The sequence below is a fragment of the Helicobacter sp. 11-8110 genome (assembly GCF_003288905.1).
Classification (GTDB): Bacteria; Campylobacterota; Campylobacteria; order Campylobacterales; family Helicobacteraceae; genus Helicobacter_D; species Helicobacter_D colisuis.
The window spans coordinates 431,445-456,527 of record NZ_NHYL01000001.1 but is presented as its reverse complement, the minus strand read 5'-3'; the positions used below and the strand labels follow the sequence as shown (position 1 = coordinate 456,527).

The window sequence follows — 25,083 nt, the reverse complement described above, 5'->3', positions numbered from 1 at the left end:
ATGGCAAAAAATGAATTACTTGGTGGAGCATTGTGGGATGCTTATAGTAAAAAAGTTAGCGAGAGAATGGATAATCCAACTCATTTGGGAGTTATCACGCAAAAAGAAGCTGATGAGCGTGGCTTAAAGCTGATTGTGGCAGATTATGGCGCAGAGGCTTGTGGTGATGCAGTAAGGCTATATTGGCTTGTGGATTCTAATGATGTGATTGTGGATGCTAAGTTTAAAAGCTTTGGCTGTGGGACTGCTATTGCAAGTAGTGATATGATGGTTGAGCTTTGCTTGGGTAAAAAAGTGCAAGAGGCAGTTAAGATTACAAACATTGATGTTGAAAAGGCTTTGCGCGATGATCCTGATACTCCAGCAGTTCCAGGACAAAAAATGCATTGTTCTGTTATGGCTTATGATGTTATTAAAAAGGCAGCAGCTTTATATTTGGGTAAGAATCCAGAAGATTTTGAAGATGAAATTATCGTGTGTGAGTGCGCTAGAGTAAGCCTTGGAACAATTAAAGAAGTGATTAAACTCAATGATTTAAAAAGTGTGGAAGAGATCACAGAATACACTAAAGCAGGGGCTTTCTGTAAAAGCTGTATTAAACCTGGAGGACACGAAGAGAGAGAATATTATCTTGTAGATATTTTGCGTGATGTGCGCGCTGAAATGGAAGAAGAAGCGCTAAAAAACAAAGCAGATTTAGAATCAAAGGGAGATTTGAAGTTTGCTGATATGACTTTGGTTCAAAAAATTAAAGCCATTGAGAGTTTAATTGATGAAAAAATTCGCCCAATGCTAATGATGGATGGCGGAAATATGGAGATCATCGAGCTTAAAAATTCTAGCGATGGACATACTGATGTTTATATTCGCTATCTTGGTGCGTGCAGTGGCTGTGCTAGCGGTGCGACAGGAACGCTTTTTGCCATTGAATCAGTTTTGCAAGAAGGGCTTGATTCTAGTATTCGCGTTTTCCCTGTGTGAGAAGTAAATGCTAATGCGTCGCAGTGAATTTGAGTGTTTTGATTCTCAAATGCTACAGACAATGTTAGCAAAAATTGAGTTTGGAGTGATGGTCATCCCTGATGGTGAGCCTTATGGAGTGCCTATTAGTTTTTGCTATGAAGAAGGTGAGATCTATTTTCATGGAGCAAAAAGTGGCAGAAAATATCATTTGTTAAAGGAGAATCCAAAAGTCTCCTTTAGTGCTACAAAAATTTATTCTTATATTCCTTCTTATTTTTTAAATAACACAATGATTCCTACGCAATTTTTCTTTTCTGTTTATCTAAGTGGCACTTTTGAGACAATTACAGATTATCAAAGAAAAAAGTGCATTTTAAAGTCGTTAGTGCAAAAGTATGAATCTCATAATGATTCATTGGATATGGATTTGGGTCAATTTAAAGGACAAGAAAGGGGTGTATTTGTTGGAGTAATAAAGGTAGAAAATCAAAGCATAAAAGCAAAATTTGGGCAAAACTTAAAACAGGAAGTTAGAGAACAAATAATCAGAGATTTGACTAATAGAGGCACTTTATTAGATCAAGAAACTATTGAAATGATGCGCTATTTTAGCCCCCAACCTTGAGGTTTGTTAGTGATTTAAAATTAATAGGCTAAAGGCTATGACTACCATTCCTAGAATTAATCCATATAAGCTATCGTGTGCTTCTCCATAGTTTTTTGAAGCGGGAAGTAATTCATCTAGTGAGATAAATACCATAATTCCAGCTACAAAGGCAAAAGTAATTGCTAAAGTTAAATCTCCCATAAAAGGTAATAGAAATAATGCACCAATGATTGCTCCTAAGGGTTCTGCAAGTCCAGAAATAGCAGAGTAATAGAAAGCTTTCTTTTTGTTGCCTGTGGCGTGATAAATAGGTAGGGAAACCGCCATACCTTCAGGAATGTTGTGAATGGCAATGGCAAGTGCGATGATAATACCAAATGAAAGATTATCTAAGCTTGAAGCAAAGACTGCAAAGCCTTCTGGAAAATTATGTATTCCAATGGCAATGGCTGTTAAAATCCCCATGTGTTTAAGTTTTAAAGTTTCTCTTTGTGAGATTCCAGGATGATAGCTTGGTTTTTGTTTGCCACTAGGAATGGGGCAAATTTTTAACTCTAATAACTCATCATTATCTTTAGGATTGTGTGGATTAAGTTCTTTTGGGATTAGTTTATCGATAAGTAGGCTGATTAATAAGCCTCCAAAAAAACATAATAAACCTATTATTTCGCCAAAATCTTTAGAATAGGTTTTGAAATCTAGCAATGAAGAGGGTAGAATCTCTACAAAAGCAATATAAATCATAACTCCCGCAGAAAAACCCAGCCCAAAAGATAAAAATCGAGTATTATTTGCATATGAAAAGAAAGCAATTAAAGCTCCAATTGCACTTGAGGCACCTGCAAAAAATGTTAGCATGATGGCATAAAAAACCTGCCAAGATAAAATTTCCATAATTAATTCCTTTAATAAAAACCAAATTGTAGCACTTTTTGTATTAATAAGATAAAGAGAATAATATTAACAATATAATTGTATTTTTTTAATGATTTAAAAGTAAATAGTTTATTTTTCTTTGTGATATATAAAATGTTACAATATGTAATTATAAAATCAATAAAGCAAACCAAATTATAAGAATCTAGTTTAAGTGCAAGTTTTATTTAAAGCATCGTGTTATAATCCTGTTAGTTAGCTTATTTTAATTGAGGCTGTGAGTGAGATATTGATACAAGTAAGCCATTAGATTCTTTTTAAAATAAGATAATAATTTTTAAGGAGATATTTCATGAAACACAAAGCTTTTGCATTCTTATCTCTCTCTCAACTCTGCTTTATTCTCAAGGCAATCAAGTTACGATACAATATGCTAATTCTCCCCTAGCAAATCCTACGCAAATTGATTACACTGATATTTTAGGTAAAGATTCGCTTTTAAATAGTAGCGATATTGCAAAGAGTTTGCAGCAGATTCCTGGGTTTTCAGTCGCTAAAAAAGGCGGAGGTGGAACAGAAGCGTTTTTTCGATCGCTTGGTGGAGGTAGATTGCCAATTGTCGTAAATGGAGGGACTTTATTAGGAGGTTGTGGTGGTAGAATGGATACGACTTTAACCTATGTGTTCCCGCAAAATTATAATTCTATTACCATTATAAAAGGTCCTCAAGATGTAAGATATGGATCTTTGATTACTGGGGGAATGCTTTTTGATAGAGAGATTCTAACACTTCAAAAACCAAGCTTTAATGGTGGTGTGGATGCACTTTATGGAAGTTTTGGAAGGGTTGATGCTAATGCGCATTTAATAGGCGGAAATGAACTAGGTAGCTTACAGGCTATTTATTCAAACTATAGAAGTGATGATTATGAAAGTGGCAGGGGAGATAGGGTGCATTCTGCATACAAAAGACAATCTGGGACTTTTGTTGGCGCTTTAACTCCTAGTCCTGATTTAAAGCTAGAACTTAGTTTTGATATTGGCAGGGGAGAAGCTGCTTATGCAGATAGGACAATGGATGCGAGAACTTTTGATAGAGAATCTTATCAAGCACATCTTGTTAAATTTTTCAATGATGATAAGCTGGATTTTCATATTTATCATCACGAGATTGATCATATTATGGATAATTTTAGCCTAACTAATGGTATGCCAAAAATAGGAAATAAATATCAAATTAGCAATCCCAATAGGACAAATACGGGCGGAAGATTAGAATATCAAAAAAAGTTTGATCTCTCTAAGATTTACTTTGGTGGAAATTATAATTTAGATAAGCACAAATCTAGGGCTATTGCAAATCAAAATAGCGCACAAGAAGCAGAAATGATTCTAAATAGCCCTTATGCGCCTAATTATACTTTTAAAAGTTATGGGGTTTTTTCGCAAATAGAAACCTTTACTTCATCTAATATGGGATATTTTGCAGGTATAAGGGGCGATAGGGTGGATATGACAGCCCACAAGCTAGATACTTCTAATACAAAATATGCCCTAAGTGGTTTTGGAAGAGCTGAAAAATATTTGGGTGATTACACGCTTTATGCAGGTTTGGGCTATGCACAAAGGATTCCTGATTTCTGGGAAGTTTCTAAGGGAAATGGCTTGAATCTAAAAAAAGAAAAAAACACGCAATTAGATTTGGGGGCAACTTATCACAAAGAGCAGCTTAACTTTAGTGTGTCTAGCTATGTTTCTTATATTCAAGATTATATTATGTTAAATTACAATACAGCTACCACTACAGGCTTTAACACTGATGCGTTATTATTGGGTGGAGAAGCAGAGATTTCTTATGAATTTTTGCCTAATACATTTGCATTAGCTCAAATGAGCTATACCTATGGACAAGACACAAAAGAAAATAGACCACTAGCGCAAATTGCGCCTTTGCAAACACTCTTTGCGCTAAAATATGATGACAATAAATATTTTATTAAAGGTGAAATCATCGCGCATGCAAAACAAACTAGAAGTTTAGAAGGCTATGGCAATGTGGTGGGTCAAGATTTTGGCGATTCAAGTGGATTTGGTATTATAAACTTTTATGTGGGTTACACTTATGATAATATCAAACTTTTTGCAGGGGTTGAAAACCTCACAGATAAACTCTATAGCTACCACCTCTCTAAAAATAGCATTGATTTGAGTGTAGCAGACAATCCTGTTAATTCTAGAATTTACGAAATGGGAAGAAATTTTTGGATAAGAGCTAAAATAGATTTTTAAGGATTAAAAAAAATAAAAAGTAAAAAACTTTCACCTAGAGAAAATTAATTTGCTTTTTTTAAAAAAAATAAATATAATTTCAGTCGCCCTTTTTGAGACTTGTGCAATGGGTTTTTTGAATAATGCTTCAGGGTGGGAACACAGCAGAGCCTTCAAAATACTTATGTGCCGCAAGTATCTTAAGAAGGGTTTTAAAAAACTTCATTTTTTTACTACTTTAACCCTTTTATCAAAAATATTTTTTTATAATTCTAAAATTTTTTAAAATTCATGGAGTATTAAATGTATATCCCTACTTTACAAGAAGCATTGAAACTCGATAAAGATGGAATTAGAGAGTTAAAAGCAAATTTAACACAAGCAATTAAGCAAAGCAATCTTAATGCTTATGTGGGAGATTTGCAAGATTATAATAAAGAATGTCTCCCTATAGCTATTAAAGATAATATTAATGTTAAAGGTTGGGAGATTACTTGTGCAAGTAAGATTCTACAAGGCTATATCGCACCTTATAATGCTACTGCAGTAGAGAATCTAGCAAAACATAAAATGGCACCTTTTGGGCGCACTAATATGGATGAATTTGCTATGGGAAGCACAACTGCAAGTAGTTGCTATGGCAAAACGCTTAACCCAAAAAATCCAAGCAAAGTCCCAGGTGGAAGTAGTGGGGGGAGTGCTGCAGCAGTCGCTGGTGGAATTGCAATTGCTGCATTAGGCAGTGATACAGGAGGCAGTATCCGCCAACCTGCTAGTTTTTGTGGCTGTGTGGGATTAAAGCCCACTTATGGTAGGGTTAGTCGTTATGGGTTGGTGGCTTATAGTTCTAGCCTTGATCAAATCGGACCTATTACACAAAATATCACAGATTGTGCGATATTATTTGATGCTATTAGCGGATATGATAAAATGGATTCTACTTCTGCAAATTTTTCATCTACAAACACTTATGATAATCTTAATGGAAATCGTAAGATGAGAATTGCAATATTGCCTAGTCTATTAAAAGATGCTGATAAAAATATTCAAGATGCATACCAAAAAAGTATTGATCTCTTAAGTGCTAATGGACACACTATTGTTGAAAAAGAAATGCTTGATACTAGCTATATTATCGCGGCATATTATGTGATTTGCACAGCAGAAGCAAGCTCAAATTTAGCACGCTTTGATGGAGTGCGCTATGGGAATAGGGCAGAAAATGTTAATAATCTTAAAGAATTGTATTTAAAAACCCGATCACAAGGCTTTGGTGATGAGGTGAAGCGTAGAATCTTGCTTGGTTCTTTTGTATTAAGTAGCGGATATTATGATGCTTATTATATCAAGGCTCAAAAGGTGCGCACTCTTATTGCAAGACAATACAATGAAATCTTAAAAGATTGTGATGCGATTCTCTCTCCAGTAGCACCAAGCACTGCTTTTGGATTTGATGAATGTAAAACACCTTTGCAAATGTATTTAGAAGATATTTATACAATTGGGGTAAATCTTGCAGGACTTCCAGCGCTTTCTTTACCAGTTGGAGAGAGTGAGGGAATGCCTATTGGAATGCAATTAATTGGTGCGGCTTTTGAAGAGCAAAAGTTGCTCGATTTGGGCTTAAATTTGGAAAATCTTATTAAGGAGAGCTTATGAAAATTAGAGCGCGTGCATTGACTTTTGAAGATGTGTTGTTGGTTCCAGCTTATTCAGAAATTTTACCTAAAGAAGTTTCTTTGGGAACAAAGTTTAGTAAAAATATCACTTTAAACTCACCGCTTGTTTCTGCAGCGATGGATACGGTTACAGAATACAGCACAGCCATTGCTATGGCAAGGGTTGGTGGAATTGGTATCATTCATAAAAATATGGATATTAACTCTCAAGTAACACAGATTAAAAAGGTAAAAAAGAGTGAAAGTGGAGTAATCATCGATCCAATTTTCATTAGTCCAGATGCAACTTTAATGCAAGCCAAAGCCATCACAGATAATTATAAGATTTCAGGAGTCCCTGTAGTTGATGATAATGGTAGTTTGATTGGAATCTTGACTAATCGCGATATGCGTTTTGAGGCAGATTTAAGTCGCCCTGTTAAAGAAATTATGACAAAAGCGCCTTTGGTTACTGCAAAAGTTGGCACAAGCTTAGAAGAAGCGCGTAATATTATGAATAAGCATAAAATTGAAAAATTGCCAATTGTCAATGAAAAAGGAATTTTAAAAGGATTGATTACTATTAAAGATATTCAAAAAAGAATTGAATATCCAAATTCCAATAAAGATGATTTTGGCAGATTGCGCGTGGGAGCAGCTATTGGTGTTTTTCAATATGATAGAGCAAAAGCATTAGTAGAAGCAGGAGTTGATGTTTTGGTACTTGATTCAGCACACGGGCATAGTCGTGGGATTTTAGAAACAATCAAAGAGATTAAAAAGCATTTAGTTGTGGATATTGTCGCAGGAAATGTGGCGACAAGAGAAGGTGCTCAAGCGCTAATTGATGCGGGAGCTGATGGTGTAAAAGTGGGTATTGGACCCGGAAGTATTTGCACTACTCGTATTGTAGCAGGTGTAGGTGTGCCACAGATTACAGCCATTGCTGATGTGTCTGAAGTTTGTCATAAAATGGGAGTTCCGTTGATTGCCGATGGTGGGATTAAATATTCAGGTGATATTGCAAAAGCACTTGCAGCAGGGGCTAGTAGCGTAATGATAGGCAGTATGTTGGCAGGGACTGAAGAATCTCCAGGTGAGACAATTATTTATCAAGGCAGACAGTATAAAAGTTATCGCGGAATGGGTAGCTTAGGAGCGATGAATAAGGGGAGTGCAGATAGATATTTTCAAGAAGGCACCGCACAAGAAAAACTTGTCCCAGAGGGCATTGAGGGTAGAGTGCCTTATCGTGGAAGGATTTCTGATGTGATTCATCAAATGCTTGGTGGATTGCGATCTTCAATGGGATATTTGGGAGCTAAGGACATTACCACTTTGTGGGAGAAAGCAGAATTTGTGGAAATCACACAAAGTGGATTGCGTGAATCGCATGTGCATGATGTAATGATTACCAAAGAAGCTCCAAATTACCATATTAGCAATTAATTTAGTGTGATTCTAGTTTATTTTAATAGACTAGAATCTTTTATTTTCCAAAACTTATCTTTATTTCAGAATGGATTACTTGTGCAATAAGAGGTAAAGTTAAGATTCTTGCTTTTATCATTCAATTTTCTTCTCTTTTGAAATATACAATAAACTCACTTCCAACACCTATCTGACTTTTGACTGATATTTGTGCATTATTGTATTTTAAGGCTGATTTGACAATAGATAGCCCAAGCCCACTCCCACCAATTTTTTTGCTTCTACTTTTATCTACACAAAAAAATCTCTCAAAAATTCTTGATAAATATTCCTCAGGGATTCCTATGCCACTATCTTTGATGCTTAGCAAAATCTTATCTTCTTCATTTTGTAAGATAATTTCTACAAATCCTCCCCTTTTATTATATTTAATAGCATTATCACAGAGATTAAAAATACAATTTTCTAAAAGCTCATTTACTCCAAAAATATAACAATCTTCAAGATTGCTGAGTATCTTTATTTCATTTTTATTTGCGATAAATTGTAATCTTTTGATTGTGCTTAGCACAATATTTTTTAGATTAATTTTGGTTTTTTTAAAATATTCTTCTTTACATTCATCTAAAAAAGAAATCATTAGAATTTCATCAATCATCTCTAAGAGTCTTTTGGATTCAAGAGCAATCCTATTAATAAAATCCATCAAATCTTCTTTAGCTACCAAATGATTTTTAATCATCTCGCTACTCGCTAAAATAGAAGTAAGTGGGGTTTTAAGTTCGTGGGTTACATTCGCACTGAATTCTTTACGCAAATTTTGTGCAAGCTTTTTTTCTGTGATATTTCGCAAAACAATCACCATACCCTTAAGCTTTTTATTTTTTGAAAAAACAGGTGAAATTACCACTTCACATTCGTATTTTGCAAGTTGTATTTGTAAAATTTGATTATCCAAGTTTTTGCTTTTTTTAAACTCTTTCAAAGATTCTAAAATCATTTTTAAAAATCTTGAATCTTCTAGTTGATAAATACTACTAATATTTTCAAGGTTTGTAAAATAAGTTTGTGCGCTTTTATTAGTATTTAAAATGTTTCCATAACGATTGAGTAAAATCAAGCCATCACTCATATTTTCTGTTAATAAAAGCATTTCTTGTTGCTTTTGGCGTAGATGCTTGAATTGATTCTTGATAGTTTTATTTTGTGTTTTAATTTTTTTAACAAAGCTATGTAATTCGCTATATAAAGAATCTTCATTCAAATGTTCCAAATCAATCTCTAAAATTGGTTTTAAAATTGTTTTCGTAAGAATATGTGCTAAAAAATATAAAACTACAAGTAAAATAAGAATTTCTAATACAAAATAGGGCACGAATTCTATTAATAATCCCATAATGTAACTTTGTGTGCTTGATAGACGCAAAACAAGATTCTGTTCTTTTAAAAAAAGTGCAAAATATAGTGTCTTTTCTCCTAAAGTATTTGAATGGCGAATTTCCTTAGATATGCCATTTTGAATTGCTTGTTTTATTTCTTCTCTCTTAGCGTGGTTATCCATTTTTAAAATATCAGTTTGATTGTCGTATAAAACTTTTCCTTTTATATCAATTAAACTTAAACGATAAGGATTTTTTCCAAGAAAATCTAAGAAAATTCGCGAATCTTTTTGTAATCCTTTTTGTAAATAGGGCTCTAATTTTTTTGCTTGCCTTTCTAGCTCTACAAACATTTCTTTTTGTAAAAATTGTTCTAAAGCTATTACAAAAAAGATATTCACCAAAATAAGCAAACAAAAACAAGTGCTAAAAATAGAGTAAAAAATCTTTTTTTGCATAGAATCTAAACTTCCCGCACGAATTGATAACCCAAGCCACGAATCGTCTTGATATGATCCCCCCAATCCCCTAATTTTTGCCTCAAAGTTTTGATGTGAATATCCACTCTGCGACTTTCCGAGCTAAAACTATCCCCCCACAAAATCTCTAGAATCTCATCTCGACTAAAAGCGCGTTCTATATTCTTAAGTAATAATCCTAAAATCTCAAATTCCTTTAGGGTTAAAACAATTTTTTTACCTTTTAGTTTTACGCTGTGTTTAGAATAAGAATATTCTAAATCCCCCAAAATAATTTCATCCTTGCCATTTTCTTTTCTGCGCAATAAAGCTCGAATTCTCGCTAGAAGCTCCATTATGCCAAAAGGCTTGGTAATATAATCATCTGCACCAAAATCCAAGCCTTTTACTTTATCTAATTCACCATTTAAAGCACTAAGCATTAAAACTGCAATCTCTTTTGTATTTTTATTTTTTTTGATTTCTTTTAAGATTTCAAATCCACTCATACAAGGCAACATTACATCTAAAATCAGGATTTGTGGTATTTCTTGTTTTAGAGCCTCTTGTAATGCTAATGGCTCACTAAATCCTTTAGCTTTCAAATTTTGGGATTTTAACGCATACAAAACTAATTCCAAAATAGAATTATCATCTTCTAGCACATAAATCATCTCTTTTATTTACCTTGTTTTTAAAACAAAATTTTAACATATTATCCAAATCTTCCGCTTACATAATCTTGTGTTTTTTTGTTTTTTGGTTTGTTAAAAATCTTATTAGTATCATCATATTCTATCACTTCGCCAAGCAAGAAAAAAGCTGTTTTATCAGAGATTCTAGCTGCTTGCTGCATATTATGTGTAACAATTATAATGGTGTATTCTTTTTTAAGTCGCATAATTAGTTCTTCAATCTTTAAAGTTGAGATAGGATCTAACGCACTTGTTGGCTCATCCATCAAAATAACTTCCGGATTCACCGCAAGTGTCCTAGCAATACACAGCCTCTGTTGCTGCCCTCCACTAAGCTCTAAGGCACTTTTATCAAGCCTGTCTTTTAAATCGTCCCATAAAGCTGCGTCTTTTAAAGATTGCTCCACGATTTCATCTAGCTTGGATTTTTTTTTAATCCCATGTGTTTTTGGTCCAAAGGTAATATTGTCATAAATGCTCATCGGAAAGGGATTTGGCTTTTGAAATACCATTCCAACGCGTTTGCGTAAGATATTAACATCGTAATCTTTATAAATATTTTTGCCATCAAAAAGTATTTTTCCTTCAATCTTGCAATCCTCTATCAAATCATTCATACGATTAAGACTTTTAATAAAAGTTGATTTTCCACAACCACTAGGACCAATAAAAGCCGTAACTTTCCCTTTATTGATTTGCATATTAATATTTTTTAGGGCTAAAAAATTCCCATAATATAAATTCATTTTTTTAATATCAAAACATTCTTCTTTCATCATTATCCCTTTGTTAGTTTTTTAGCTATTAGATTTGATAGTGCATTAATCACAAGAACAATTAAAATCAAAACCATTGCCGTGCTATAAGCTTGATTGATATGTTGGCCTTCGCTTGAAATTGCATACATATGCACACTCAAGGTTCTCCCAGATTCCATAATTCCAGCGACTTTTGCTACACTTCCTGAAGTATAAAGTAGTGCTGCACTCTCGCCTACGATTCTGCCAATACTTAAAATTACACCTGCTAAGATTCCTGGGATTGCTGCAGGGATGATAATGGCAAAAATTACTCTAAGCTTATCTGCCCCTAGGGCAAAACTTGCCTCCCTAAAACTCATAGGAACACCTTTTAATGCTTCCTCAGAACTTCGCAAAATCAAAGGTAAAATCATAATAGACAAGGTCAAAACTCCAGCTAAAAAACTTGTCCTAAAGCCAAAATAAATTACAAATGCCAAATACCCAAAAAGTCCATACACGATGCTAGGAATCCCAACTAAAGTATCTGAAGCGATTCGCACTAAGTTTAAAATCTTGCTTTTTTTATTCCCATATTCGCTTAAAAAAATAGCTCCAAAAATTCCCAAAGGTAAGGCAAGCACCAAGGATAAAAGCACCATATTAATCGTATTGATAATTGCTGGCATCATAGAAATATTGGTGCTAGTGTATTCCCATTCAAAAAGATCCCAAGACAAATACATAATGCCTTTATAACAAATAAATCCTATTAAAATAAAAAATACAAATAAAACGCTAAATATTGAAATCTTAAGCAACCACGATAAACAAATAGAGAGATAATCCACTCTTTTGGATTTTTTCATCTTGTCTTCCTTTTTAGTGCATTAAAACAAGCATTGATTAATAAAATAAACACAAATAAAACCACCGCATTTGCTATTAAAACTTCTTTGTGTAAATCTGTTGCATAGCCCATTTCAAGCACAATATTTGTGGTTAATGTCCTAACCCCATCAAGCACACTTTCTGGAATTTGCACTTGGTTACCTGCAACCATAATCACTGCCATTGCCTCGCCAATAGCCCTCCCAACACCCAAAATAATCGATGAGAGGATTCCGCTTTTTGCAGCAGGAAGACTAGCAAAAAAAACGCTTCTCTCTTTGCTTGCACCAAGTGCTAATGCACCCTCACAATAACTTTTTGGAACAGAATCTAAAGCGGCTTTTGAGACTAGAATAATCGTTGGGAGAATCATAATTGCCAAAATAATAGAAGCTGCCAAAACACTTTTGCCTGGAATCCCGCTAAAAATATTTGCCAAAATCGGAACAATAACAACTAATCCAAAAAATCCATAAACAACAGAAGGAATCGCGCCCAATAATTCTACTGCTGGGATAATGATTTTCTTAAGTGTTCTGGGGCAAAATGCAGAGATATAAATAGCACTTAAAACACCTATAGGCACTCCAATAAAGATTGCTAAAGCCGTCACATAAAAACTCCCTATAATGATAGGGAAGATTCCAAAAATCTCCTCTGTTGGATACCAATCCATTCCAAAAACAAAATAAATAAATCCAATCTCATGGATTGTGGGGATTGCATTAGCAAACAAAAACAAACAAATCATTCCCACTGCTAGAATAGAAATGATTGCACAAAAGGCAAAAACTCCTTTAAAAATCTTTTCTTTTAAATACATTATTTAATTTGTCCCCAAGAAGTAATTTCGCCTAAAAATATTTTTTGCACCTCTTCTTTTTTGAGATTATCAATCGGATTTTCCTTATTCACAATCACAGCTAGACCATCAATAGCCAAAACTTGTGCGTCAATCCCCTTTTTAAGCTCGCTTTTTTTAATCTCACGTGAAGCCATACCAATATCTGCAATTCCCTCGACTACAGAATTTACTCCTGTGGTTGAATCAGATTGTTGGATTTCGATTTCTGCATTTGGATTGATTTTTTCATAAGATTCTTTGAGCTTTTCCATCAATGGTGTTACAGAGCTAGAACCTGCAATGATGATTTTCCCACTAGGTTTTATGCTAGTATAGGAATCTTTTGCTATTGAAATATATCCTGCTTTTTCTACAATCCCTTTAGTCTCTTTTGAAAGGGCATATTTCAAAAAATCTTCAATTACAGGATTCATAGCCTTTGTAACAACATTAAAAGGGCGTGAGATTGCATATGTTTTGTTGTTGATATTTTGCACACTAGGCGATACCCCATTGATTTTTACAGCTTTAATTGTGTTATTTAGAGAACCAAGGGAAATATAGCCAATGGAATTTTTAGAATTTGCAATAGTTGTTATCATCACTCCTGTTGAGTTTGTAATCTCTGCTTTTTTGGTGGTTGCATCGATTTTTTTATTTCTCACTTCCTTATGAATTTCAAAAATCTCCACAAAAGCTCCTCTTGTCCCAGAACCCATTTCTCTTGAAATAGGAAAAATATTTTGCGCCATTAATACACCACTTAGTGCACAGCTTACCAATACTCCTAATAAATGCTTTTTCATTTTTACTCCTAAATAAAAATATTTAGAAGTATAAACTAGTATTGTAAAATCTAATTTTTAAGAATGTAAAGATTTTGTAAAGTTTAAGATTTATACTACAATATCTATATTTATTTTTATGAACATTCATACTCAAATGAATATCCTGTATGGTTTTTGCGTAATAACAATCTGCATATTAAAGGTAATTAGGGTAATGCTTTAATTTTTAAGGCTTTAAAAGATATTATCAAACAAAGAAGTTTTAAAATTATTTTGTAAAATTGCAAAGGAGAAATTATTCCTATCAAAAATAAATAGTATAATTTTATTCTAATAAATTTAAGGATTTTTTTATGGTTCAAATTACTGGACTTTCAATGCATTATGCAACTAAAAAATTATTTGAAAATGTCAATTTAAAACTAGACAAAGGGAAGCGCTATGGGCTTATAGGTGCTAATGGTGCTGGTAAATCTACTTTTTTGAAGATTCTAAGTGGTGAAATTGAGCCTAGTAGCGGGGATATTGCCTTTAATGCCGGTACTAGACTCGGGGTTTTGGGACAAAATCAGTTTGCTTTTGAGGATTTTAGTATCAAAGATTGTGTGCTTTATGGAAATAAACGCCTTTATGAAGCTATTAAAGAAAAAGAAAAGCTTTATGAAGCGGGAGACTTTAGCGATGAGGTTAATGAGCGTTTAGGTGAATTAGAGATTATCTGCGCTGAAGAAGATCCTACTTATGAATATGATGTGCAGATTGAAAAGATTTTAGAAGACTTAGGATTTCCTGCTAAGATTCACAATGATTTAATGAAAACACTCACGGGTGGAGATAAGTTTAAAGTGCTTTTAGCGCAAGTCTTATTCCCTAAGCCTGACATTTTATTTTTAGATGAGCCAACTAACAATCTTGATTTAAGAGCCATTAGCTATCTTGAAGAGCAGTTAAAACGCCACGAAGGGACTTTAGTGGTTATTAGCCATGATAGGCATTTTTTGAATAGTGTTTGCACTCATATTTTGGATTTAGATTTTAGAAATGTTAGGGAATTTAGTGGGAATTATGATGATTGGTATATTGCATCAACTTTGATTGCCAAACAACAAGAAATGGAGCGAAATAAAAAGCTCAAAGAAAAAGAGGAATTAGAATCTTTTATTGCAAGATTTTCAGCTAATGCTTCTAAAGCCAAACAAGCTACAAGCCGTCAAAAACAGCTAGAAAAGCTAGATATTCAAGCCCTAGAAGTCTCTAGTCGCAGAGACCCAAGCATTGTCTTTAGGGTGAATCGTCAAATTGGTAATGAAGCCTTAAATATAGAGAAACTTCAATTTAGCTATGGTGATTTGTGCGTGTTGAAGGATTTATCGCTTGATATTTTACCCGGCGATAAAATTGCTTTAATTGGCAGAAATGGGATTGGAAAAAGCACCTTTTGTGATCTCATTTGTGAAAAACTCAAACCTCAAAGTGGTGTGATTAAATGGGGAGCAACAATTGAGAGAGGATATTTCCCTCAAAATACTACCGAAGTGATTGGAGGAGAAGAAACGCTTTATGAATATTTGCGTGGATTTGATAAAAAAAGAGAAGCTACAGAGATTCGCAATGCCTTGGGGCGAATGCTATTTAGCGGTGAAGAGCAAGAAAAAAGCGTAGGATCGCTAAGTGGTGGTGAGAAACATCGCATTATGCTTAGTAAATTAATGCTTGAGGGGGGAAACTTTTTAGTTCTCGATGAGCCAACAAACCATTTGGATTTGGAGGCGATTATTGCTTTGGGTGAAGCGCTTTATAAGTATAGTGGCAATGTGATTTGTGTTAGCCACGATAGAGAGCTTATTGATGCGTTTGCAAATCGTATTATTGAATTTAAAGAAAACAATGAGGTGGTGGATTTCCGTGGAAGTTATGAAGAATATCTTGCTTCACAAGGCTTAGCATAAGGGAAGTTTATGGATAATTTGTCTCAAGTCTTAAAAGAATCGTTTCAAAAAAATTCTAATAATATTGCCCTAGAAGTAGAAAAAACAAAGATAACTTATAAGGAATTATATTCTGAAGCTACAATTCTCGCTTCATTGATTTGTAATGTGCGGGAGGGGGGTGGGACTTTAGCAAATGATTCTAGAATCTTAATTTTTGCTTCTAGAAGCATTTTGGTTTATACTTCTATTCTTGCTTGTGTTTTAGCTTATCAAACCTATGTCCCATTAAATCCAAAATTTCCAAGCCAAAGACTTTTGTCTATGATAAGGCGAAGTGAAGCTTCGGTAATGTTTTTGGGAAAGGAATGCTATGATTCTTTTATTGTGATTGCAAAAGAGCTAGAATCAATGGTGATTTTGGTAGAGGAGTTAGGAGATTTACCCAAGAGATTTCCCAAATTACATTTTATAGCCATTCCTAAAGCCCTAAAAAAACAATTAAATATATTTGAAAAATTAAATTTTAACAACGATTCTAGTATTACTGCATACCTGCTTTTTACTTCAGGTAGCACTGGAGAGCCAAAGGGTGTTATGGTAAGCCGTGATAATCTTTTTGTTTATACCATGAGAATGCTTGAAAAATATTGTTTTAATAGCAATGATAGAATCTCTAATTTTTTTGATATTACTTTTGATTTATCAATGCACGATATTTTTTGCGCCTTTTTAAGCGGAGCGACTTTGTGTGTGATTCCCAAGCAATCTTTGTTGAATCCTATCAGGTTTATTGTTCAAAAAAATTTGAGTGTATTCTTTGCTGTGCCCTCTCTTATTTCTTACCTTGTGAAGTTTAAGGCTCTTAAGCCAAATAGTATGCCAAACCTTAGATTGTCTCTTTTTTGTGGTGAGGAGTTTCCAAACTTAAATGCAAAACTTTGGAGCGAAGCTTGTCCAAAAAGTGTAGTAGAAAATCTTTATGGTCCAACAGAAGCAACAATAGCCTTTATGTCTTATAATTATAGAGATTGTAAAGAATCTATTGTTCCTCTAGGGATTCCTTTTAGTGGGCTTTATGCGAGTTTAAGAGATAAAGAGGGTAAAGAGGTGCCAAAGGGACAGAAGGGGGAAATTTGGCTTGGTGGGAATCAAATTGCACAAGGTTATTTAAATGATGCTCAAAAAACTAGGCAGAAATTTGTGTATGAAGAAGGTATTTGGTGGTATAAAACAGGTGATTTAGGGGTTTTAAAAAAAGTTTGCGATAAGGAAGTGTATTGCTTTTTGGGTCGTGTTGATTTTCAAGTGAAGATTCAAGGCTTTCGCGTAGAGCTTTTGGAGATTGACAATGTTTTAAGAGAGGCTAGTAAAAATCAAAGTGTGAGCGTGGTAATCAAAAAAGATGGACTTACAAATATTGTGGGTGTAATAGAATCAAATTTAGCAGAAAGTCAAAAAATATTGGATTTTTGTAAAGAAAAACTTCCAAATTATATGATTCCAGTCAAAATTATTGGTCTTGAAAAATTTCCCCTTAATAGCAATGGGAAAATAGATAGAGAGCAAATTAGAAGTCAAGTTGAAGTTATTTTAAGCACAGATCAAAAAAGCATGGAAGCTAAGAATTGCAAACTAAAAGGGCAAAATCTACATCAATCCATCAATCAAAAAGATTTGCAATGTCAGAATAATGAGAATTTAGAGTTTGGAGATCTAATGTATGGGTTTGCTTGCGATATTTTTAAGATTCCGCGATCTTTGAGTGGGAATGGAAATAGAGAGACTTTAAAAGAGGTTAATAAAATTTTAAATGGGAAGTTAAAAGTTTATGAGATTCCAAGTGGAACTAAAGCTTTTGATTGGGAGATTCCAAAGGAATGGAATGTAAAAGAAGCTTATATTGTAACTCCAAATGGAGATAAAATTTGTGATTTCAAAGAAAACAATTTGCATTTAGTTGGGTATTCAATTCCAGTGAGAAAGTATTTGAATTTTAGGGAGTTAGATTTACATTTACACAGCCTAAAGGATCAAAGAGGAGCTATCCCTTATGTTACTTCTTATTATAAAGAATATTGGGGATTTTGCTTGAGTGATGAGCTAAGAGAAGAGTTAGAAAATAAATTTGGCGATTCTAAAGAGAAATTTGAAGTAGTGATTGATTCTGTCTTGGAGGTTGGATCTATGAGTTATGGAGAAGTAGTAATAAAAGGAAAAAGTGAGAAAGAAATTGTGCTTAGCACTTATATCTGTCATCCACAAATGGCAAATAACGAACTCTCTGGAATTTGTGTGGCGACTTATTTGGCAAAATATTTAAATCAGATTCAAAATTACTATACTTATCGCATTTTATTTTTGCCAGAAACTATTGGTGCTATTTATTATTTAAGCTAACATTTAGAAGCATTAAAGAAAAAATGTATAGCAGGATTTGTCTTGACTTGTATAGGTGATGAAGGCGATTATTCTTATCTTGAATCAAGAGAAGGTAATAATTTAGCAGACAGATCAGCAAAGCATTTTTTAAAAACAAAATACCCAAATTATAAACATTATTCTTATTTGCAAAGAGGTAGTGATGAGAGGCAATATTGTGCTCCAGGTGTGGATTTGCCTTTTTGCACTCTAATGCGGAGTAAGTTTGGGGAATACCCTCAATACCATACTTCTCTAGATGATTTATCTTTTATTAGTTCTAAAGGATTGCAGGGTGGATTTGAGATGGTTAGGGATATTTTGAAGCTTATTGAGCTTAATGGTGTTTATAAAAATACTATTTTATGCGAACCCCAACTTGGCAAAAGGGGGCTTTATCCAAATCTTTCCACCAAAGAAACTTTTAATACAATTAAGGATATGAGGAATTTATTGATGTATTGTGATGGTAAGCTAGATTTGATAGAGATTGCTGAAAAATGTGGTTTTTATCTTTTGGATATGGAAGATTGGATTTGTAAATTTGTAGAGAATGGATTGATAAAAAAGGATTAAAATGGAAATAAAGCAAATTGTTTTGGAGTTTTTAAAAGAATGTGATAGAAAATGTGAAGATGGGAAGCTTTTTGGTAATGAAGGACTTGATTCTATTGGATTTTTAGAGTTACTTGAATTTTTGGAAGAGAGGATTGGAATTGACTTGGATTTAAGTGAATATGAACCAGAAGAATTTAGTAGTCTTGATGGGTTTTGTGAAATTGTCAGAAATATTAAAGAGGCAAAATAATGGAAATTAATTGGAATAGTATTTATAGCAAAGATTTTGTTTCTTTTAAAGATTGTTATTTGACTTGCGATGGTTATTGCTGTAAGAATTTTTTTGGAGATTATTTTAAGTTGCTTCATAAGAAAGCTGTAATATTGCCTATGCTTGAGGGTGAATTTTTATATTACAAAAGTCAAGGTGGGATACAGAATATTACACAAAAATATAGAAAAGAAGAGTTTAGTTTTGGAGATAAGAAATTAGTTTTGTATTATCTTTCTTGTGAGTGTGGGGGGTTGTGTAACCCGCATTACTTGAGACCTTTGATTTGTAGAATTTATCCTTATTTTCCTATAGTAAATATTTATGGAGATATTTTAGATTTTTATCCTGTTAGCCTAATGGATTTATTTTTTAGCTCTAGTGCTAACCATCGATGCACTTTAGTTCGCGAGTATCAAGATGATTTAAAAAAACAGTTGAGTGAAAGTTTAAAAGAGCTTTTGTGCTATCCCTTGTTTATATTTATTTTTCAACTTATGGAAATCTTGGCAAGATCTTTGCGCGATTCATTAAATCATCAATGCATTGATCTATTAAGTGAAAAAGAAAAAGTTGATTTCTTAAAAAAAATAGAGTGGAATTTATTGAGCAGAAAGCCTTGGAAGCAATTAAAATTCAAAGAAGAAACTTATCGGATCTATAAAGAAATAGTAGCACATTATGGAGAGTTTTTGTGAGAAAATATACTCAAAATGAAATAAGGCAATTATCTCAGGATTTGTTATTGAATAATAAAATTATTCTTTGTCATAGCGCTTTGCAAAATCTTGGAAAATTAGAGGGAGAAAATTTTAGAGATATACCAAGAATTTGGCTTAATATTTTAAGCGAATATTCAAATAATTTAATAATGCCTTGTTTTAATTATAGTTTTCCAAAAACTAAATTTGCAGATTTAAGGACACTAAAAAGCGAGGTTGGAATCTTGAGTGAAACTTTTAGAAGCCATGGTGTTACAAGAAGCACTCATCCAATGTTTGGTTTTTGTGGCATGGGTCAAGATATACAAGAGATACTTATGCCAAATGAAATAGAAAATAATCCTTTTTGCAAAAATAGCGTTTATGGAAGACTTTTGGAGCAAAATGCGTTGATGATGTTTTTGGGAATAGATATTAGGGTTTGCACTTTTATGGTATTTGTTGAAGCGATATTTGGGGTAAAATATAGATATTTTAAGCCTTTTTTTGGAAAAGTTATTGGGAATTTTGGGGAGGTAGAGGATAGTTTTTATCATTTTTGCCTTCCTTTGGGCGAAACATTAAAGGTAAATTTTTTTCGCGTTCAAGATGAAATGATTGCTAAGGGCATTATTAAAGTGATTGATTTTGGGGGTGGAAAAATTTATCATTTTTATGCGCAACCTTTTTTTAAATATATTACACAAAGGCTTTTAGAATCGCCTTATATTTTACTTCAGAATGCGCCTAGAAGAAATTATGTTTTTAAAGATGGTAAAGAAGTAATTTTGGCGGAAGTGGATTGATTTATCTATGAAGTAATTCATTAGATAAAGATTAAAAGAAATAAAAGCAAAAATGGAGAGCTAAATTATTTTAGGCTCTCCACATAAGCACCGACATCTTCCATATCTTTTTTGGTGTATCTTTGGGCGATTTGATTTTTAATAAAGCGAGATTGTCCTTGGAAGTCTTGATTTTGATAGCTTTTGATTTCATCAGCTATATCTTGTGCGCTCCAAGTGTTAATAGGAGTTTTTTTAGCAACTGCAATTTCTCCTTTTTCTCCATGACAACTAGCACAATCGCGATTATAAAGTTTTTTGCCATTTTCAAGATCATTTTTTTGGTTAGAGGAGGCGACTTCACCTGTCCCAATAAGACTCTCTAAAAAGCTTTTTTCTTGAATGGTTAAATCCGCATCTTCTCTGATAACTTGAATATCTTTAGAACCTAAATTTTTGGAATATTTTTTTAAAATCGCTTTGATTTCTTCCCCAAATTCCCCTTTTAGTTCAAAACATACACATTCATTTGCATTAAGTAAGCTAAGACTTAAAAGGGTAGAAGCAAAAATTTTTTTTATCATAATATTCTCCTAAGATTTTAGTTAAGGTATTGTGCCAAAAAAATACTAATTTTGTAGTTAATTGTTAAAAATTAAAAGCTACTTTTAGCTAGGATGTTTTATAATTTTATTGCCTGAGTGGAACGCGATTTATTTTTTTGGAGTCCAACACATCAAATATTGCTAGTTGTATAGATTCTTTTGTGTGATGGTGTTTTCGCTATTAGTCTCTTAAGTTGAGACGAGAATCTGCCGCCTAATAAAGAACTTATGGCTAGAATCCTTAAATTTTTTAGGGCTTACACAATTATAAGCGCCCACTTGGGTTTTTGCTTTTTATAATTCCTAAGTTTTTAGGTATTGTAAAAATCAAATTCTAAGGGTTGTAAAAGATGGAAATCGTTATTGTTGGAAGTGGTGGCAGAGAGTATTCTATTGGTTTAGCGTTGCAGAGAGAATGTCGAATCGATGGGATTTATTTTTATCCGGGAAATGGAGCGACAAGTAAGCTTGGCAAAAATATTGATTTTAAAGATGATGATGAGTTTGTTGAATTTGCAATTACGCAGAAAATTGGTTTGGTGATTATTGGACCTGAAGCGCCTTTAGTGGAGGGGTTGGCAGATAAATTGCGAGAGAATGGAATCTTAACCTTTGGTCCAAGTCAAGCAGCTGCTAGATTGGAGGGTTCTAAAGCTTATATGAAAGAGTTTGCAAAAAAATATGAAATCCCAACAGCGCAATTTATTCAAACGCAAGACTATGAGGAAGCGTGTGATTTTATTGATTCTTTAAATTTGCCTATTGTTGTAAAAGCAGATGGCTTGTGTGCAGGAAAAGGTGTGGTAATCACACAAAGTTATGAGGAAGCCAAAAGTGTAGTGCAAGATATGCTTGAGGGCAAGAGTTTTGGAGATTCTGGCAAAAAGGTGGTGATTGAGGAATTTTTAGATGGTTTTGAGTTATCGGTTTTTGCAATGTGTGATGGCAAGGATTTTATTGTCTTGCCTGCTGCGCAAGATCATAAGAGATTATTAGATGGAGATAGAGGTCCAAATACTGGTGGAATGGGGGCTTATGCGCCTTCTCCACTTGCTAGTTCTGAATTAATTAAAGCAGTAAAAGAGAGCATTATTTTACCAACTTTAGCAGGAATGGAAAAGGAGGGAAATCCTTTTAGTGGTGCTTTGTTTTGTGGGATTATGGTAGTTAAAGATAAGCCTTATTTGTTAGAATTTAATGTTCGTTTTGGCGATCCTGAGTGTGAAGTGCTAATGCCACTTTTTAAAAGTGGTTTGCTAGATTGCTTTTTGGGTTGTGCAAGTGGGGATTTAAAATCTGTCCATTATGAATTAGAAGATAGTGTTTGTGTGGGGGTTGTGGTGGCTTCTAAAGATTATCCTTATAAAAGCTCTAAAAAAGCAAAAATTACGATTTTAGAAAATCATTCCAAAGATTCTCTTATTTCTTTTGCAGGAGTGAATAGTGAGAATGGAGAGCTTATTGCTAGTGGTGGGAGAGTTTTGGTTTGTGTAGGAAAGGGTCAAAGTGTCCAAGAAGCAGTAAAGAATGCCTATGCTAAAGTAAGTGAAGTTCATTTTGAGGGTATGCAATATCGTAAAGATATTGCGTATCAAGTGTTAGGAAAGTAATGGATATTGAAAAAATTGAAGAAACACTTGCAAGAGAAGAGATAAAGCTTGCGCCCTTGTGGAAAAGATTTGTTGCCTTTATGGTTGATGATTTATTGGTTTCTATGATTCTTATAGGGATTAATTGGGATAGAATCGCACAAAATGCGCAAGACACAGAGGTAATGTTAAGTATTGTTTCAAGCTCTTGGATGGCGCTGTATCTCATTAAACTTCTTTATCAATGGTTTTTTGTGCATTTTTATGGAGCTACCATAGGAAAAATAGTAGTAAGAATCCGCGTTATAGAAGTTGAATTGCTGGATAATCCTAAGATGAAACAAGCCTTTATTAGATCATTTTTTAGGCTTTTGAGTGAAATTTTAATGTATTTACCCTTTTTGTTGATTTTTGAAAATAGAATCAGACAAGCTTTGCACGATAAGGTTGCAAAAACTATTGTAGTTAGTCTCTAAAGTATGTTAATGATAATAAAAAAGGAAATTTTTACATTAAGTTTGGTTGCAGCTCTTGCTTTGATTTCAAGTGATGTGGAAGCAAGGGCGGCTATCAAACAATTTAATAATAAACAAGAATCAATTTTTGAATTTTTAGCCGATGATATGGAATATAGCAAAACGGAAATTATCGGTAAAGGGCATGTAACTATTATCAATCTTGATTATTTTGTTACGGCAAATAAGGCTGTTTATGATACACAAAATCAAGAAATTATTTTAAGTGGGAATGTTAATGCTTATAAAGGAAATTCACTTTATCTAAAATCTGAAGAAGTTAAAATTAAACTCCAAGAAGATTATTCGTTTTTAGAGCCTTTTTATCTGCAGGATTCTGAGAGTGGTTTGTGGGTGGATTCTCAAAGTGCGGAATTTAATAACAATGTCTATCAAATTAAAGAAGCTAATGTTTCTACTTGTAGCGTGAATAATCCCATATGGAAAATCAAGGCAAAAGAGGGAGAATATGATGCTAATCAAGAATGGCTAACAATTTGGCATCCATACCTTTGCGTTTATGATGTGCCTGTGCTTTATTTTCCTTATTTGTCTTTTTCGCTAGGCTATAAAAGAAAATCAGGTTTGCTTTATCCTATTGTTGGGAATTCTAGTGATGATGGATTGATTTATTCGCAACCTGTTTTCATAGCCCCAGATGATAATTGGGATATGACTTTTGCACCACAGATTCGAACTAAAAGGGGTGGTGGATTTTATAATGAATTTCGCATTATTGATGATAAAGATGAGATTTTATGGGCTAATTTAGGGTTTTTTGCTAATAGTAAATCTTATCAACAAACCTATGATTTAGAGAATCGTGAGCATTATGGATTTCAATTAAAATATGGTCGCGAGAATCTTTTTTCTAAAGAATCTGATTATTTTTATGAAGATGGGTTATATCTTGATATTTCACAGATTTCAGATATTGATTATTTTAGATTGCAAGATAAGAATGCTCAAAATACAGCGGATTTACAAGGAAATTTACTCACTTCTAGAATGAATTATTATCTTAAAAGCAGTGAAGATTATTTGGGATTTTCTGCGAGATATTATTCGGATTTGGAGCAAACAAGTAATGCTAGAACTCTGCAAACTTTACCGCAGATTCAATACCATCGTCAAATTGAAAATATTTTAATAGATAATTTATACTACACTTTTGATTACAAAGCAAATCATTTTACGCGTCCTATTGGTTATCGTGCTATCCAGCAAGAAGCCAAGTTGCCTATTATTTACACACAGAGTTTGTGGAATGATTTTGCTAATTTTTCGCTTTCACCTACTTTTTATGGCACGAGTGTGGATTATTCTAATGTGGGAAATGGGTTGCATTTAAAAGATGGCAGGTATTTAAGTCAATATTATCAAATCAAACTCAATACAGATTTGGTTAAAAAATACGATCATTTTGGGCACACGCTTAGCTTGGAGGCAGAATATATTTTGCCTGGATTTGAAAATAAGGCAGGTGATTTTACAAACTTTTTTACTTTGCCTGGGGAGAGACAAGAGCTAAGAGTAAGTGGAAAGCAGCATTTTTATACTTTAGATAATTCTTTGATTTTATCTCACAAGATGGAGCAATATTTTTATTTGAAAGATGGTGGAGAAAAATTAGGAGAACTAGAAAATGAAGTTCAGTATTTTTTAGATTATCAATGGAGCTTTTTAAGTGATATTTTTTATTCGCACAAAAAGGGAAGAATCTCTGAAGCAACACATCAAATAAACTATGAAAGTGATTATGTTAGTGCAAGTTTTGGACACTTTATGCGAGAGGATTTTGCGCATGAGGATTTGTTAAATGGCAGGTTCGGAGAGGCAAATTATATTAATGTGAATTTTAGAAAAGAATTTGAAAGTTTTGATTTGTTTGCAGGTGCTGGTTATGACTATAAAGAACGCTATTTTAAAACTTGGCAGGTTGGAATTGATACGCAAATTCGGTGCTTTTCCTTTGGAATAAAATATGTGAGTGAAATTTATCCTGTGCTAACCTCAAGGGGGGCTGAAGCAAGAGATGATAAATATGTTCTCTTAACTATCAAATTTGTTCCGCTCTTAAGCAGTGATGTGAAATTAGGAAATTAGCTAGTA

Annotated in this window: 21 protein-coding genes, 1 other RNA gene and 1 pseudogene; 15 read left to right on the top strand and 8 right to left on the bottom strand. The window is 33.4% G+C overall.

Features of this window, described 5'->3' with window-relative positions:
* Together CCY98_RS02175 and CCY98_RS02170 are read left to right on the top strand one after the other, a co-directional pair.
* On the top strand, positions 1–981 hold the full coding sequence (locus CCY98_RS02175; protein ID WP_112056949.1) for an iron-sulfur cluster assembly scaffold protein: 981 nt from the start codon (positions 1–3) through the stop codon (positions 979–981).
* Between the two features lie 13 nt (positions 982–994).
* A complete protein-coding gene (locus CCY98_RS02170) occupies positions 995–1,588 on the top strand; it encodes a pyridoxamine 5'-phosphate oxidase family protein (RefSeq protein WP_112057084.1) in 594 nt (197 codons plus the stop codon).
* A gap of 6 nt (positions 1,589–1,594) precedes the next feature.
* Here the strand turns inward: CCY98_RS02170 and zupT are convergent, their stop codons facing one another.
* Complete coding sequence (gene zupT / locus CCY98_RS02165; RefSeq protein ID WP_005020897.1) at positions 1,595–2,464, bottom strand: zinc transporter ZupT; 870 nt, start codon at positions 2,462–2,464, stop codon at positions 1,595–1,597.
* Between the two features lie 507 nt (positions 2,465–2,971).
* On the opposite strand from zupT, the gene CCY98_RS02160 reads away from it, so the two are divergent.
* The 4 genes from CCY98_RS02160 to guaB all read left to right on the top strand — a co-directional run bounded on the left by CCY98_RS02160 (position 2,972) and on the right by guaB (position 7,821).
* Complete coding sequence (locus CCY98_RS02160) at positions 2,972–4,735, top strand: TonB-dependent receptor (protein ID WP_258437903.1); 1,764 nt, start codon at positions 2,972–2,974, stop codon at positions 4,733–4,735.
* 90 nt (positions 4,736–4,825) lie between these two features.
* An RNA gene (gene ffs / locus CCY98_RS02155) (signal recognition particle sRNA small type) lies at positions 4,826–4,923 on the top strand.
* Positions 4,924–5,017: 94 nt separating this feature from the next.
* On the top strand, positions 5,018–6,373 hold the full coding sequence (gene gatA / locus CCY98_RS02150; RefSeq protein WP_112056948.1) for an Asp-tRNA(Asn)/Glu-tRNA(Gln) amidotransferase subunit GatA: 1,356 nt from the start codon (positions 5,018–5,020) through the stop codon (positions 6,371–6,373).
* Positions 6,370–7,821 (top strand): IMP dehydrogenase, encoded by a 1,452-nt coding sequence (gene guaB / locus CCY98_RS02145; RefSeq protein WP_112056947.1) that lies wholly within the window; start codon positions 6,370–6,372, stop codon positions 7,819–7,821. Before gatA ends, guaB begins: the two co-directional genes overlap by 4 nt.
* Before the next feature lie 121 nt (positions 7,822–7,942).
* Here the strand turns inward: guaB and CCY98_RS02140 are convergent, their stop codons facing one another.
* Genes CCY98_RS02140 through CCY98_RS02115 form a run of 6 tightly spaced genes read right to left on the bottom strand, consistent with a single transcriptional unit; the run spans position 7,943 to position 13,616 of the window.
* The gene (locus CCY98_RS02140; RefSeq protein WP_258437899.1) at positions 7,943–9,706 is read right to left on the bottom strand and encodes an ATP-binding protein; all 1,764 of its coding nucleotides are present in this window, start codon (positions 9,704–9,706) and stop codon (positions 7,943–7,945) included.
* Positions 9,646–10,314 (bottom strand): response regulator transcription factor, encoded by a 669-nt coding sequence (locus CCY98_RS02135; RefSeq protein WP_112056946.1) that lies wholly within the window; start codon positions 10,312–10,314, stop codon positions 9,646–9,648. The genes CCY98_RS02140 and CCY98_RS02135 overlap by 61 nt, the downstream gene beginning before the upstream one ends.
* Positions 10,315–10,355: 41 nt before the next feature.
* Entirely contained in the window at positions 10,356–11,114 is a 759-nt protein-coding gene (pstB, locus tag CCY98_RS02130) for a phosphate ABC transporter ATP-binding protein PstB (RefSeq protein ID WP_112056945.1), read from the bottom strand.
* Positions 11,114–11,944, bottom strand: coding sequence for a phosphate ABC transporter permease PstA (gene pstA / locus CCY98_RS02125; protein ID WP_112056944.1), 831 nt, complete (start codon positions 11,942–11,944; stop codon positions 11,114–11,116). The genes pstB and pstA overlap by 1 nt, the downstream gene beginning before the upstream one ends.
* A complete protein-coding gene (gene pstC / locus CCY98_RS02120) occupies positions 11,941–12,789 on the bottom strand; it encodes a phosphate ABC transporter permease subunit PstC (RefSeq protein WP_112056943.1) in 849 nt (282 codons plus the stop codon). Before pstC ends, pstA begins: the two co-directional genes overlap by 4 nt.
* Positions 12,789–13,616 carry a substrate-binding domain-containing protein gene (locus CCY98_RS02115; protein ID WP_112056942.1) on the bottom strand — a complete coding sequence of 276 codons (828 nt, stop codon included), beginning with the start codon at positions 13,614–13,616 and terminating at the stop codon, positions 12,789–12,791. The genes pstC and CCY98_RS02115 overlap by 1 nt, the downstream gene beginning before the upstream one ends.
* A 335-nt stretch (positions 13,617–13,951) precedes the next feature.
* Between CCY98_RS02115 and CCY98_RS02110 the strand changes: the two genes are divergently transcribed.
* From CCY98_RS02110 to CCY98_RS02085, 6 genes and pseudogenes are all read left to right on the top strand, one after another.
* Positions 13,952–15,547 carry an ABC-F family ATP-binding cassette domain-containing protein gene (locus CCY98_RS02110; RefSeq protein ID WP_112056941.1) on the top strand — a complete coding sequence of 532 codons (1,596 nt, stop codon included), beginning with the start codon at positions 13,952–13,954 and terminating at the stop codon, positions 15,545–15,547.
* 9 nt (positions 15,548–15,556) lie between these two features.
* A pseudogene (locus CCY98_RS08510) lies at positions 15,557–18,277 on the top strand (DUF4910 domain-containing protein); the annotation flags it as partial.
* Entirely contained in the window at positions 18,254–18,523 is a 270-nt protein-coding gene (locus CCY98_RS08565; protein WP_258438088.1) for a winged helix-turn-helix domain-containing protein, read from the top strand. The pseudogene CCY98_RS08510 and the gene CCY98_RS08565, both read left to right, overlap by 24 nt.
* 1 nt (position 18,524) lies before the next feature.
* Positions 18,525–18,755, top strand: coding sequence for a phosphopantetheine-binding protein (locus tag CCY98_RS02095; RefSeq protein ID WP_112056940.1), 231 nt, complete (start codon positions 18,525–18,527; stop codon positions 18,753–18,755).
* Entirely contained in the window at positions 18,755–19,474 is a 720-nt protein-coding gene (locus CCY98_RS02090) for a hypothetical protein (protein WP_112056939.1), read from the top strand. The genes CCY98_RS02095 and CCY98_RS02090 overlap by 1 nt, the downstream gene beginning before the upstream one ends.
* A 47-nt stretch (positions 19,475–19,521) precedes the next feature.
* A complete protein-coding gene (locus CCY98_RS02085; protein WP_258437893.1) occupies positions 19,522–20,283 on the top strand; it encodes an AAC(3) family N-acetyltransferase in 762 nt (253 codons plus the stop codon).
* A gap of 65 nt (positions 20,284–20,348) precedes the next feature.
* Here the strand turns inward: CCY98_RS02085 and CCY98_RS02080 are convergent, their stop codons facing one another.
* Positions 20,349–20,846 carry a c-type cytochrome gene (locus tag CCY98_RS02080; RefSeq protein ID WP_112056938.1) on the bottom strand — a complete coding sequence of 166 codons (498 nt, stop codon included), beginning with the start codon at positions 20,844–20,846 and terminating at the stop codon, positions 20,349–20,351.
* 371 nt (positions 20,847–21,217) lie between these two features.
* Here CCY98_RS02080 and purD point away from each other — a divergent pair, with 371 nt between their 5' ends.
* Genes purD through CCY98_RS02065 form a run of 3 tightly spaced genes read left to right on the top strand, consistent with a single transcriptional unit; the run spans position 21,218 to position 25,077 of the window.
* Positions 21,218–22,477, top strand: a complete 1,260-nt coding sequence (gene purD, locus CCY98_RS02075; RefSeq protein ID WP_112056937.1) for a phosphoribosylamine--glycine ligase — start codon at positions 21,218–21,220, stop codon at positions 22,475–22,477.
* The gene (locus CCY98_RS02070; protein WP_112056936.1) at positions 22,477–22,932 is read left to right on the top strand and encodes an RDD family protein; all 456 of its coding nucleotides are present in this window, start codon (positions 22,477–22,479) and stop codon (positions 22,930–22,932) included. The genes purD and CCY98_RS02070 overlap by 1 nt, the downstream gene beginning before the upstream one ends.
* 9 nt (positions 22,933–22,941) lie before the next feature.
* Complete coding sequence (locus CCY98_RS02065; RefSeq protein WP_258437888.1) at positions 22,942–25,077, top strand: LptA/OstA family protein; 2,136 nt, start codon at positions 22,942–22,944, stop codon at positions 25,075–25,077.
* Positions 25,078–25,083: the final 6 nt, after the last annotated feature.